This is a genomic window from Paraglaciecola polaris LMG 21857 (assembly GCF_000315055.1).
GTDB lineage: Bacteria > Pseudomonadota > Gammaproteobacteria > Enterobacterales > Alteromonadaceae > Paraglaciecola > Paraglaciecola polaris.
Window position 1 is genome coordinate 28043 of record NZ_BAER01000066.1, and the last position, 13513, is coordinate 41555.

The 13513-nt window shown below is 45.1% G+C and carries 10 protein-coding genes; 7 read left to right on the forward strand and 3 right to left on the reverse strand.

Annotation, left to right across the window (positions count from 1 at the left end):
• From lpxB to GPLA_RS13105, 6 genes are all read left to right on the forward strand, one after another.
• The gene (gene lpxB / locus GPLA_RS13080; RefSeq protein ID WP_007105399.1) at positions 1-1167 is read left to right on the forward strand and encodes a lipid-A-disaccharide synthase; all 1167 of its coding nucleotides are present in this window, start codon (positions 1-3) and stop codon (positions 1165-1167) included.
• Complete coding sequence (gene rnhB, locus GPLA_RS13085) at positions 1168-1761, forward strand: ribonuclease HII (RefSeq protein WP_007105400.1); 594 nt, start codon at positions 1168-1170, stop codon at positions 1759-1761. It begins immediately after the preceding gene.
• Positions 1762-5229, forward strand: a complete 3468-nt coding sequence (dnaE, locus tag GPLA_RS13090; RefSeq protein WP_051997676.1) for a DNA polymerase III subunit alpha — start codon at positions 1762-1764, stop codon at positions 5227-5229.
• A gap of 48 nt (positions 5230-5277) precedes the next feature.
• Entirely contained in the window at positions 5278-6234 is a 957-nt protein-coding gene (accA, locus tag GPLA_RS13095; RefSeq protein WP_007105402.1) for an acetyl-CoA carboxylase carboxyl transferase subunit alpha, read from the forward strand.
• Between the two features lie 96 nt (positions 6235-6330).
• A complete protein-coding gene (gene tilS / locus GPLA_RS13100) occupies positions 6331-7749 on the forward strand; it encodes a tRNA lysidine(34) synthetase TilS (protein WP_007105403.1) in 1419 nt (472 codons plus the stop codon).
• An 83-nt stretch (positions 7750-7832) separates the two neighbouring features.
• A complete protein-coding gene (locus GPLA_RS13105; protein WP_007105404.1) occupies positions 7833-8618 on the forward strand; it encodes a lipase family protein in 786 nt (261 codons plus the stop codon).
• Positions 8619-8659: 41 nt separating this feature from the next.
• Here GPLA_RS13105 and GPLA_RS13110 read toward each other — a convergent pair whose 3' ends face one another.
• From GPLA_RS13110 to GPLA_RS13120, 3 genes are all read right to left on the reverse strand, one after another.
• Entirely contained in the window at positions 8660-9550 is an 891-nt protein-coding gene (locus GPLA_RS13110) for a LysR family transcriptional regulator (RefSeq protein ID WP_007105405.1), read from the reverse strand.
• A gap of 117 nt (positions 9551-9667) precedes the next feature.
• The gene (locus GPLA_RS13115) at positions 9668-11314 is read right to left on the reverse strand and encodes a response regulator (protein WP_007105407.1); all 1647 of its coding nucleotides are present in this window, start codon (positions 11312-11314) and stop codon (positions 9668-9670) included.
• A 178-nt stretch (positions 11315-11492) separates the two neighbouring features.
• Positions 11493-12356, reverse strand: coding sequence for a GGDEF domain-containing protein (locus GPLA_RS13120; protein ID WP_007105408.1), 864 nt, complete (start codon positions 12354-12356; stop codon positions 11493-11495).
• Positions 12357-12483: 127 nt separating this feature from the next.
• Here GPLA_RS13120 and GPLA_RS13125 point away from each other — a divergent pair.
• Positions 12484-13513 (forward strand): cation:proton antiporter domain-containing protein (locus GPLA_RS13125; RefSeq protein ID WP_040514727.1); only part of this gene is annotated, 1030 nt, incomplete at its 3' end.

Here is a 13513-nt window from a genome sequence, read left to right on the forward strand (position 1 = left end):
ATGAGCGAAAAAGTCATTAGAGTCGGGATCGTTGCCGGGGAAATCTCCGGCGATATATTAGCCGCTGGGTTAATTCGCAGTATCAAAGATCAATATCCGAATGCTGTATTTGAAGGCATTGCCGGACCTCGCATGCAAGCCCAAGGCTGCACCACCATTTTCGATATGGAAGAATTGTCGGTAATGGGCTTAGTGGAAGTTTTGTCACGTATTCGACGCCTTTTGTTCGTACGTAAAAGCCTGTATCAACATTTTATCGCTAATCCCCCCGATGTATTTATTGGTGTGGACGCTCCAGATTTTAATTTACGCCTAGAACTCCCTCTTAAAAAAGCTGGTATTAAAACCGTACATTACGTCAGTCCAACCGTGTGGGCTTGGCGAGAAAAACGGGTATTTAAAATCGCCAAGGCAACAGATCTCGTTTTGAGTTTGTTTCCATTTGAGAAACAGGTCTACGATAAACATAATATTCCCTGCCGGTTTGTGGGACATACCATGGCGGATGGCATCGAACTCATTCCTGATAGAAGCGCAGCTAGACGTGCTTTAAAAGTGCCGAGTGATGAGAAGGTGTTAGCGTTGTTGCCTGGAAGTCGTCACAGTGAAGTCACTATGCTACTGGATGTCTTTATGCGTAGCGCTGAGTTACTTGCTGACCAAGTAACGGGCTTGTGCGTGTTGATCCCTGTGGTAAATCAACAGCGAAAACGGCAAGTCGAAGATTACATGCGGGAACATCTAGTCAATGTAAATTATCGTATTGTGATAGGGCATGCCCGAGAAGTGATGATTGCATCAGATGCTGTGTTACTTGCTTCAGGTACAGCGACGTTAGAGGCAATGCTCTGTAAGCGCCCTATGGTCGTTGCATATCGTTTAAAGTGGCTAACCCATCAAATGATGAAATGGTTATACATTGCCAAGTATTTTGCTTTACCAAATATTCTCGCCGATGAAAAGCTGGTGCCTGAACTCCTTCAGGAAGACGTCAATCCTGAGACTATCGTGGCTAATTTATTGCCGTATTTTGAGCAAAGTGAAGATGACAAAGCGCCGCTGATTGCACGCTTCACCGAATTGCACGTCTTGCTTAAACAAGATGCTGATGCCCAAGCAGCTCAAGCGGTGCTGTCGTTAATTGAAACAACACAAGAGAGCGCGTAAATGACTCAGTTAATCGCGGGGGTCGATGAAGTGGGTCGTGGACCCTTGGTAGGTGACGTGGTGACAGCCGCTGTTATTCTTGACCCTGCTAAGCCCATTGGCGGTTTGGCGGATTCCAAAAAATTATCCGAAAAAAAACGTTTAGCTTTATTTGATTTGATTATGCATAACGCCTTGGCCGTTAGCGTAGGCAGAGCATCACCTAAAGAAATAGACGAACTGAATATATTACACGCCACTATGCTGGCTATGTCTCGGGCGGTTGAAAGTCTAAAGACACAACCGCATTTTGTGCGTGTCGACGGTAACCGCTGTCCCAACTGGAGTTATCCATGTGAAGCGGTTGTCAAAGGTGATAGTTTGTTTGCCGAGATATCCGCAGCATCTATTATTGCCAAGGTGACCAGAGATGCCGAGATGAGCGCATTACATGAATTACATCCGCAGTACGGTTTTGCTCAGCATAAGGGGTACCCCACAAAAGCCCATCTAGAAAAACTCGCCGAGTTTGGGCCATTAGCTGAATATCGAATGAGCTTTAAACCCGTGCAATTATCATTAATGCAGCGTGACGGGCAATTGGCAGGAAATTAAATGTCTGATTGTAAATTTATACATCTAAGAGTTCATAGTGACTATTCGATGCTGGACGGTTTGAATAAAGTCAAACCTCTGATTTCTCATGTGAAATCTTTAAATATGCCTGCCGTTGCGCTAACTGACCAAATGAATATGTGTGGTTTGGTTAAGTTCTATGAACAGGCACACTCCAATGGCATCAAACCGATTATCGGCACCGATTTTTGGGTGCAATCTGAAGCATTGGAAGGTCACGTTTTTCGCCTGACGTTATTAGCGGCAAATAACAAAGGTTATAAAAATATTACCTTACTCATCTCTAAAGCCTATTTGCGCGGCAGCGTGCAGGATAGAGCTGTCATCGAGCAAGATTGGTTGATCGAGCACAGTGAGGGGGTAATTGTACTATCTGGTGGGCGTATGGGCGATTTAGGCGTATACCTGACCAAAGGAAACGTGCCACTGGCCGAAAAAGCGACTCAGTTTTATCAGCAGCATTTCCCTGATCGTTTTTATTTGGAATTGACTCGAACAGGGCGATTAGGTGAAGAAGACTATATCCACCGTGCAGTCGAGTGGGCAGGGGAGCATGACTTGCCCGTTGTCGCGACCAATGAAGTCTGTTTTATTTCCCCTGAAAACTTTGAAGCCCATGAAATTCGCGTGGCGATCCATGATGGATACACCTTAAATGATCCCCGTCGCCCAAAATTGTACAGTGAGCAGCAGTACATGCGCACCAGTGAGGAAATGTGTGAGCTATTTGCTGATATACCTCAAGCAATTGAAAACACCGTTGAAATTGCCAAGCGTTGTAACGTATCCGTATTATTGGGTACTTACTTTTTGCCTGACTTCCCTACAGGCGATATGACCATAGCGGACTTCCTGGTTAAAGTGTCGGAAGAAGGCCTTGAAAAACGTCTCGCGTTTTTATTTCCAGACGAGGAAGAGCGCCTTGCTAATCGTCCTGAATACGATGAGCGATTAAAGATCGAATTGGTTGTAATCAACCAAATGGGATTCCCAGGTTACTTCTTGATCGTAATGGAGTTTATTCAATGGAGTAAAGATAACGGCATACCTGTCGGCCCTGGTCGAGGGTCTGGTGCCGGCTCGTTAGTCGCTTACGCATTGGGTATCACTGATTTGGACCCGCTGGAGTTCGATTTACTCTTCGAGCGATTCTTGAATCCAGAACGGGTCTCCATGCCAGACTTCGATGTCGATTTCTGTATGGACAGACGTGATGAAGTTATTGATCACGTTGCCGAACTGTATGGACGTGATGCGGTATCGCAAATCATCACCTTCGGTACTATGGCGGCCAAAGCCGTTGTACGTGATGTCGGCCGTGTTTTAGGTCACCCCTACGGATTTGTTGATCGTATTTCCAAATTGATTCCGCCGACTCCGGGCATGACGCTGACCAAAGCATTTGAAGAAGAGCCCAGACTACCTGAGTTATACGCTTATGATGAAGAAGTTAAAGATCTCATCGACATGGCGCGTATTCTTGAAGGTGTGACGCGTAACGCCGGTAAACATGCCGGTGGTGTGGTTATCGCGCCAAATAAAATTACCGATTTTGCGCCATTATATTGCGATGACGAAGGAAAAAACCCAGTTACGCAGTTTGATAAAAATGACGTTGAAACCGCTGGTTTGGTAAAATTCGATTTCTTGGGTTTGCGTACACTGACGATTATTCAGTGGGCAATCGATATGATCTCCAGTGGTAAAGGAGTCGATATCGACATCTTGGCTATTCCGATGGATGACAAGAAGTGTTTTAAGCTATTGCAGCGCTCAGAAACCACAGCGGTTTTCCAGCTAGAGTCCCGCGGTATGAAGGATCTGATTAAGCGCTTACGTCCCGATTCCTTTGAAGATATTATCGCGTTGGTGGCTTTGTTTAGACCAGGCCCCTTGCAATCAGGCATGGTAGATAACTTTATCGACCGTAAACACGGCCGCGAAGCGATTTCCTATCCAGATGCGACGTATCAACATGAGTGCCTAAAAGAAATTCTTGAGCCGACCTACGGCATTATTTTGTATCAAGAACAAGTTATGCAAATAGCCCAGGAGATGTCTGGATACAGCTTAGGTGGCGCGGATTTGCTGCGCCGAGCTATGGGTAAGAAAAAACCTGAAGAAATGGCCAAACAGCGCGAGTCCTTTGAGACGGGCGCGAAAGACAATAATATTGACCCTGAGCTGGCGATCAAAATATTCGATCTGGTGGAAAAGTTCGCTGGATACGGGTTTAACAAGTCTCACTCGGCTGCTTATGCGTTGGTGTCGTATCAAACATTGTGGTTAAAAACCCATTATCCCGCTGAATTTATGGCTGCGGTTATGTCAGCAGATATGGACAACACAGACAAAATTGTTACCTTGGTAGATGAATGCCAGCGTATGGGCATTACCTTGTTACCCCCTGATGTTAACGCAGGTAGTTATAAATTTACCGTGGATAGCGAAGGACGCATTGTTTATGGCATTGGTGCCATTAAAGGCGTAGGCGAGGGGCCGATTGCAGCAATTATCGAAGCCAGAGAAAATCATGAACAATTTAGCGACTTATTCGACTTCTGCGCCAAGGTTGATACTAAGCGCATCAATAAGCGTGTGCTTGAAAAGCTCGTTTATGCCGGAGCTTTAGATACACTTGGACCGCACCGGGCCTCTATTATGGCGACGTTACCTGAAGCGATTGCGGCGGCCGATCAACACGCCAAAGCGGAGTCTCACGGGCAAAGTGATATGTTTGGTTTGCTCACAACTGAGCCTGAACAGGTAGAGCAAGCGTTTGTAAAGGTTCCCCAATGGCCTGAAAAAATCTGGTTAGACGGCGAAAAAGTGACTTTAGGTTTGTACTTAACCGGACACCCGATTAATCAATACGCACAAGAGATAAAACATTATTGTACTGGACGCCTGGTGGATCTGAAGCCTACCCACAAAGACCAAATTTCATATGCGGTGGGATTAGTGCTGGGTGTGCGAGTGATGACCAATAAGCGCGGGCGTCGATGGGGTATCGTTACCTTAGACGATAAAAGTGCTAGGATAGATGTACGTTTTTTCCCCGATTTGTTTGAACAATACGAGGAAATACTGCAATCTGACCGAATATTGGTGGTAAGTGGACAGGTCAGCTTTGATGAATTTTCTGGGGGCAATACAATAGGCGCCCGAGATGCCATGGACATAGTTCAGGCAAGAGAAAAGAACGCTAAATGGTTGAGTATGCAATTCGATTCGAGCTGGTGTAATGCATCAACTCTCGCTAAACTGCAGGCAATATTAGCGCCTTATCAAGGCGGCAGCTGTCCGGTACAAGCCAATATTGTGCATCCGGATGCAGAGGTTACTTTAGCGTTAGGTGCTCAGTGGTATGTTACTCCTGAGGATCAGTTATTATTTGAATTACAGCAACAGTTCGGTAAAGAGCATGTAGAGCTGGTGTTTCATTGATTTTGACAGATAAAAAATCTGTTCACGAATAAACAAATTAGGTGTGGAATGAGCTTGAATTTTTTGGATTTCGAAAAACCAATCGCCGATCTTGAAGCGAAGATTGAAGGGTTGCGTTCGGTTAATCAAGGCGGTGAATTCGATATTAGTATCGAAGAAGAAATCACAAAACTACGTGAAAAAAGCGCGGAAATGAGCAAGAAGATCTTTGCAGATCTTGGGGCCTGGCAGGTCTCGCAACTTGCTCGTCACCCAATGCGGCCATACACATTGGACTATATCCCACGTCTTTTCAGCGAATTCGATGAATTAGCGGGTGATCGTGCATTTGCCGATGACAAAGCAATTATCGGCGGCTTAGCTTTGTTAGATGAGCAACCGATTATGGTGATTGGCCATCAAAAAGGCCGAGACACCAAAGAAAAAATCAAACGTAACTTTGGTATGCCAAAACCTGAAGGTTACCGTAAAGCACTACGCTTAATGCAAATGGCAGAACGCTTTAATTTACCGATTATTACGTTTATCGATACACCGGGTGCTTATCCAGGCGTGGGTGCAGAAGAGCGCGGACAAAGTGAAGCGATTGCGCGTAACCTAAAGGTTATGGCTGGCCTTAAAGTGCCCATCATCTGTACGGTTATCGGTGAAGGTGGCTCAGGCGGTGCATTGGCTATAGGTGTGGGCGACCGTGTTAATATGTTGCAATACAGTACCTATTCCGTTATTTCACCTGAAGGTTGTGCTTCTATTCTTTGGAAAAGTGCTGATAAGGCACCACTTGCTGCAGAAGCAATGGGTGTCGCCGCTGGTCAAATCAAAGAGTTAGGGCTGATTAATAGTATTGTTGAAGAGCCTCTCGGTGGTGCTCATCGTGATCACGACATAGCTGCAGCTAATTTAAAAGCAACGTTGAAGCAGCAGTTAGCGCAATTAAAAAGCTTGTCGGTGGAAGATTTACTTGAGCAACGCTACGAGCGCCTTATGTCTTTTGGTTACTGTTAGTCCTTGATTTAGCTGCCTGATTTGCAGGCGGTGTACGTTTGGTTCATTCGCAGTTTGTGCGTTTGAGCCGACGCTTAAAGCGTAACCTTGATTAATATGTCCCTAATACTTCATTTACAAGAGCAACTTTCTGAGCTCGCTCGACACAATTCATTTCCGACAAATGTGGTGGTCGCCTATAGTGCGGGCATTGACTCCCATGTCCTGCTACATGGGTTATGGCAGTTACGAAAGCAGCAGCCTGAAACGTTCACATTAAGCGCGATTTATATTGATCACGGATTAAGCCCCAAAGCAAAAGACTGGCATCAACATTGTGCTGTTGTGTGTGACGCGCTCAATATCCAATTTCAAGGTGCTAAAGTCACCGTCGATGTAGACAAAGGCAAAGGCCTTGAAGCACAAGCGCGGGACGCACGTTACGCTAAATTAATTGAATTGGCGCCAACGGATAGCATTGTGATGCTCGCCCAGCATCAAGACGATCAATTAGAAACGGTATTATTGCAGTTAAAGCGTGGGGCGGGGCCAAAGGGGCTCAGTGGTATGGTGCGATTTTCCACACACCCAAAAAGTTTAGACAATCCCCAGCAGGTACATTTTTTCCGACCTTTACTGGACATCAGTCAAGCACGAATTCAAGCGTATGCAGATGAGCATAAGCTTCATTGGCAAGAAGACGACTCGAATCTGAATACGGATTTTGAGCGTAACTTTATACGCCATAAAATTAATCCACTACTACAGAAACGTTGGCCACAGATTGCCCAATCAGTGTCTCGCAGTGCCCAGCTATGTGCCCAGCAACAAATGTTGTTAGAGGAAGCCACATTAGACAAACTGCAACCCCTGCGCAGACAGCGTCACGGCTTATGTATCAGTGGATTATTGAAGCTCTCTGAGCCATGGCGCGCGCAAGTCGTGCGTCTATGGTTGTCTGAACAAGGCATTTTAAGTCCCAGTCAGGCAGTATTGGCGCAGGTATCTCCTGAGTTGTTAGAAGCCAGCGAGGACGCCAACCCCATTATTCGTTGGCAGAATTGGCAACTACGTCGTTTTGATAATGTTTTATATGTCCTGGGGCTAACTGACGAGTTATCCCCCTGCCAGCTTTTACTGAGTGTGACTAAGCCGCTTGAGCTGCCGTTATTTCTGGGGCGCTTTGTTTTGGCCGCTGAGGTAACACTAGAGCGAGATGAACAATTTTTGCTGGTGAATAATATCCATCAAAATCCTGTGAGTATCGCTTTTGGCGGTTACGCCCGTCGTTTTACGCCAGCCGGCACTGCGCACTCAAAGCCGCTGAAACAATGGTTCAAACTGTGGCGAATTCCACCGTGGGAACGCGGGACTATCGGCATGATTTGCCAACACGATGAGGTTATTGGCCTGCTGATTAAAGGGCAACTACATCTTGCTAAGTCCACCGTTGATGCGCAAATATACGTGTCTGATGAACAAGTCACACGTCATTATTTATGTTATCAATCAAGCAGCTGCCCAGCTAACATTTAATCCCATCATTATCTATTTAGTCACAGATGTGTAATCAAACAAGGGTAGCCTGCAAGTATAGTGTCACTACCGTTCCCCTTTGATTGAAAAAACTCAAACGCTACCAATACGAACGTTACGCTGTACTGTGTAAACTAGCGTACCCAAAAATCTTCGATCATGTTGAGCTGGGCTTTGCAGATAATGGCCACGTGGCGATAAAAAATCGTCAGGGACACGTGGTTGTTCGAATATTGTGGCATGACAACAAAAAAGAAGTGATAGTGGTGTTTCGTGGCTCGCAGGTGTTAAGTGATTGGTTGACGAATGTATGTTGTTTGCCGAAACGTAAACGCTTCGGCAAGACAGTTTATTATATCCATTATGGTTACGATCGACTGCTTAATCAAAAAATAGCAGGGCCTAAATCTGCAGATGAAGCTGTCAGTATTTATCAACAAATTGAACGAGTGCTTGCTCCCCTTATCGCCCAAGGAAAACGCGTCAGTTTAACTGGACACTCATCCGGCGGTGCCATGGCCATTCTGACTGCTGATTGGTTAGCGCGCCGGTTTGACTCGCCTGTACGCCGTGTGGTGACATTTGGTCAACCCTCGACTGGATTTCGTAGCTTTAATAAACATTATCTTTTGCATCGCAGAACGTATCGCATTTGTTGCGATTTAGACATTATAACTTTCTTGCCACCTTTACCTGGGATCTTCGTTCACGTGGGACGTAACCTGTGGCTGCATAACGAACGTATATACGAAAATATTCGTCCGTCGGTCCGTTTATACAAAACGCTCACGAGTTGGCTTGTTTCACCTATTTCTTATCACTACATGCATAAATACATCCGTAATAAGGATTTTTTCGATAAGCATTAAGGCGCTTGAATTGACTGAAATATGAATATAACAGGTTGGGGTTAAAGCTTTAGTTTGTTCTGTATATAATCTAAGAACGCAGTGATACGGGAAGACAGAGTGCTGTTTTTATAATATACCGCATTGACACGCTCCCTAGGGTGCGGGCTGTTAACTTCGCCGGCTAATACTTCCACTAATCGTCCTGCGTAAAGATCTTGGGTAATCATAAAGTCTGACAGTAGCGCTATGCCATTGCCAGATAGACATAACTGACGCATGGTTTCACCGCTACTGGCGAGTACGTTGGGTTTTAAATCAAACTGGAGGTGGTTCAACGGCCAAATGTTTAATTGCGGTGATTGTGCAAAGCCAATGATACTGCAATCGGCAAGCGAGTCGAACGTAACGGGACCGGTCAACGTGGCCAAATACGCAGGGCTGGCAACCAAGCGCAATTTGCTATTGCCTAATAGCCGCGCATGCAAGTTCGAATCATGCAGCTGGCCAATACGAATGGCCACATCCGTGCGCTTTTCAATTAGATCAATAATGCTTTCATTGGAGATCAGTTCTAATTCAATCAGTGGATATGCTTGACGAAAACCAGCCACTAAAGGCACCAATTGATGAAGCATAAAAGGTGATGCAGCGTCGATGGTTAAGCGACCTGCGGGTACCTGCTTTAACTCTCGTAGTCGAGATTCTGCATAGCTTAATTGCTGAAAACTTGCTCGTACTTCGCTGACAAATAAAATGCCTTCTTGGGTCAATTCTACACGGCGCGTAGTGCGATTGAGTAAGGTGCAATCCAGATTTTTCTCTAATTTAGCAATAGCTCGTGAAACTTTGGCAACTTGCACATCAAGATACTTAGCTGCGGCGCTAAAACCACCATGATCGACAACGGCTAACAGCATTTCTAACGCTGCAGTGTGGGATATTATTGTCATATTAGATCCGGCTTTACCAAGTGTTATGCAAAACATATTGATTACTGACAATCATCATAGCATGCCAGTATCTGGTCGATTTGTTTATTGCTTACTGAGGTGAGCATCTTAGTCTGGTTAACGTCTGACGCTATGGTGTTGATTGATGGCTTCAACATATTGCGCTTGTTTGAGCTTTTGTTGGGCGCTGAGCTCAGCTGTTTTTAACAGCGCTTTACAGTGTTTCAGCCCACTTTGCTGTTCTTCATTCAAGCCCTCGTCTTGGGCTAGCCTAGCAAGCACTTTGAGTAAACTTAACCCGATATTAGGATTTTTGGGCGCCAATTGTAATGCCTGAGTGAGCATTTTATATGCAGGGGCGTAACGCTTGTTTTTATAATGTACCGAGGCCATTTCTGCCAGTTCTTTTGGCGAATGATGGATTTCACTACGTTCATGGTGTTCTTGGTCTATGTATTCGGCCATGACTTGACTGGTAAATCTGTTATCACCGATTTGTTCTTTCATGCGCTCCAATATAGAGACCGCTTGTTCCCGTTGACCAACTTCATGTAACGCTTTGACTTTGTCTAAGTTGTCTTCAATGGAATGCCAGCTGTTTACTTGAGATTGATTTTGCATCAACTCTTCTGCTTGTTTTTTATTGTCTTGCAGCGATAACAAGCGGGCTCGAATGACGGTCAATTGACTGTTAAAGTCACTGACAGAGGCGTATTCTTGCTCAACTATAGCCAGCTTTCGCTCTATTTCCGCCAGTAAGTTTTTGGACTGGGTGGCAGATACCGTCGCCGCGAGATCTATCCCTGCTCGAATAACATTTAGCGCTAATTCAGGGCGATCATGGATAGAATTTTTAGCATATTTAGCCATACTCTGGGTCGCCAGATATTGTCCCATTGGATCATGATTGAGGCGGGCCAGGTCCCATGCTTTTCGGTGGCGTTCAATGTTGCGCGGTGCGAGTTTGCTGGCTTCTTTTATTAATGCGTAACCCTTCTCGTAGTCTTCCTTTTCAATATAAAATTCAGTTAGCGTGTCATAGGTCGCAAAGCGGGTGTCGTCACGTTCAAGCAGTCCATCTGCAAGGGTTTGTGCTTGTTTCGTCTTACCTTGTTTTAGTAGCGTTCTGACCAGGCCCACTGCTACCCAGCCATAATCGTATTGGGAGAGTAATTGGCGGTAAAATGTTTCTGCATCAGCGTATTCTTGCAGATTGAACAAACACCGGCCGATCATGCGATTAATTTGCGGGCGATATTGAACGAGTGATTCGTCTTCCAGTTGGCGCTGAGCAAGATATATTGCACTGGGATACTCTTCTTGATCAAAGCAATAATTGAGGCGATAGAGCTTATTTTTGATCTTCAAAATATGATTAATGCGCTGAATAACACGGGAGTTATCTAAGGGTTTTACCCAAAAATCATCTGGTTGTAGCTCGATAACACAATTGACTAGCTCGGCTGAAGTATCTGCACTGAGGAAAATGACACTGGTGGTTTTGGCAATAAAGCCTTTAAAACGCATTTCTTCAAGTAGATTAAACCCATCTTTATCACTGCGAACATCGAAAGCGACCAGAATAATATCGAAACTAATATGCTCACATAGACGCAGAGCGTAAAAGGCGTTTTGCGCACATCGAACATATTCGATGCCCAGTTGCATAAAGGCAGACTTAATCGTGTCTTGTACTAATGATTGGCCATCAATAACTAATACGTTCAGTTCATTAATAGGTGGCTGAGGGGGTATCTTAATCACACTTAATCCATCTACTCGTGTACGTACGCAGTTTTTTATTATGACCACAACGTTATAATGAACTATGGACAAGCTCAATCATTATTCGACTATAGATGAATATTCATAAAGTGAACTTGTGTCCTTTGTACACAAGGCTTTTAATCAGAATGGGTTAGTTAGTGCAGGGGCTGGTAGCTTATTTTTTATTGCGATACATAGCTGCATCTGCACGCATGAAAAGGCTATGCTCTGTGTCATCAACTTGGTAAATGGCACTGCCAATGCTGCAACTAATATTATGCGGCGCTAATAAACTGTGGTTTGTGAATGCGTGTTGGATACGCTGAGTAATTTGCTGACAGGACTCGATACAAGTGTCGGTTAATAAACAACAGAACTCGTCACCACCAAATCGAAAGGCAAAGTCTGTGTCGCGCAAACAACTTGAAATTGTCTCAGCACAGGCAACGAGTATCTTGTCACCTTGAGTGTGACCAAACTGGTCATTTACCTGTTTAAATTTATCTAGGTCAATAACGAGCAGGGCAAATTGACTCGGTTGGCGCTTGGCATGACTAAATAAGCGATGCATAGTGTCGTTAAAACTGCGGCGATTACCCAAAGCGGTCAGATTATCCCGGGTGGCGACTAGTTTTATGCGCTCGTATTCGAGGCCATTTTTTAACGGGTTTTTGAACAGCATGTGTAGCTGTTGCAAAATTTGCCATTCACGTACGATCAAGGTACGGGTAAATGCATAGTGATGCATGGCGATTTGATCATCGTCTTGGCGCACAGCTAGGTGTTTGCTGTGTTTACTCGTGCTCAAGTCGCCATAGTGAAAGTCACTGTGATTACACTGGATTTTTAAGCCACACAGGGGTAACGTATTTTGTAGTTGCTCGAAAAATAGCGCTCCAAGAACGGTTAGATCGATCGTGGTTAACCATTTTTGAAAGAACGTACTGAGCTCATGTTGATTTAATACGGGGGCATAATGGCCCGGATTAAACACATTTTCACCGACATGCTGTTCATAAAGTTGATTAAGTTGTTCCACCACTTACTCCTGCCAAAAAATTGGCGAACTTGCTAGAAATAGCGCACTGATTACGAATACCCCTTAATTAAGCAGTATTCGTGCCTTAAAACGGAATTGAGTCAGATAACAGGCGGTAACCCTTGTAATGCATGGGATTTTTGCAAATATATTAATATTGATGGCGGTGGCTGTCGCCAGCGTATGGTTGTTTAAACGCATAAATTTGCCGCCTATTTTGGCCTATTTATACTGCGGCATCCTTGCCGGTCCTGATTTACTTGCCTTATTTGAACACCCTGAAGACATGCAAACCTTTGCTGAACTAGGCGTGGTGTTTCTGCTTTTCTCCTTAGGGCTGGAGTTCTCGTTACCCAAAATGATCGCCATGCGCCAGATGGTATTCGGCGTGGGGTTAGGGCAAATGTTGCTCACCACAGTGGCGTTTATGGGAATAAGCCTAATGTTGGGGCTAGCATTGCCGGCGGCCATTATTGTCGGCAGCATAGTGGCGCTGTCATCTACTGCTATCGTGATTAAGCAAACCAATGATATGGGGATTTTAAACACCTCTCGCGCGCAAATGGCGGTCAGTATTTTGTTGTTTCAAGATCTTGCGGTCGTGCCCTTGCTGATTGTGGTTCCGTTGTTGGCTGTGGACGGTGGGCAAAGCTTAAGTATGGCGATTGCGCTGGCCATTGTAAAAGGTGTTGCTGTGGTGATTATTCTTATGTCTGTGGGCAAATGGATACTGCCGCGAGTCTTTACCGAGGTCGCGCAAACCCGTACCGATGAATTGTTCGTACTAACCACCATCTTAGTGGCTTTAATGGCGGCAGGCCTGACCTATTCCTTTGGATTATCAATGGCATTAGGGGCCTTTTTAGCCGGCATGATGCTGGGTGAAAGCCAGTATAAATATCAGCTCGAAGCGGATATCAGGCCGTTTCGGGATATTTTGATGGGACTGTTTTTTATAACCATCGGCATGCGGCTCAATCTTTCAGACTTAGTGGCTCAGTGGCATTGGGCATTGCTTGGATTGGTGGGCATGTTGCTCATTAAAATTATTATTATTCGGCTCGCAGGCGGTTTATTCGGGGTGCCAAAAGAAGATGCGTGGGCTGCGGGATTTAAATTATGTCAAATGGGCGAGTTTAGCTTTGTTATCGCGGCGC

What these genes read in the sequence shown, in the direction of transcription:
- lpxB (WP_007105399.1), top strand. Translation starts at nt 1, where the DNA reads ATGAGCGAAAAAGTCATTAGAGTCGGGATCGTTGCCGGGGAAATCTCC.
- rnhB (WP_007105400.1), top strand. Translation starts at nt 1,168, where the DNA reads ATGACTCAGTTAATCGCGGGGGTCGATGAAGTGGGTCGTGGACCCTTG.
- dnaE (WP_051997676.1), top strand. Translation starts at nt 1,762, where the DNA reads ATGTCTGATTGTAAATTTATACATCTAAGAGTTCATAGTGACTATTCG.
- accA (WP_007105402.1), top strand. Translation starts at nt 5,278, where the DNA reads ATGAGCTTGAATTTTTTGGATTTCGAAAAACCAATCGCCGATCTTGAA.
- tilS (WP_007105403.1), top strand. Translation starts at nt 6,331, where the DNA reads ATGTCCCTAATACTTCATTTACAAGAGCAACTTTCTGAGCTCGCTCGA.
- GPLA_RS13110 (WP_007105405.1), bottom strand. Translation starts at nt 9,550, where the DNA reads ATGACAATAATATCCCACACTGCAGCGTTAGAAATGCTGTTAGCCGTT.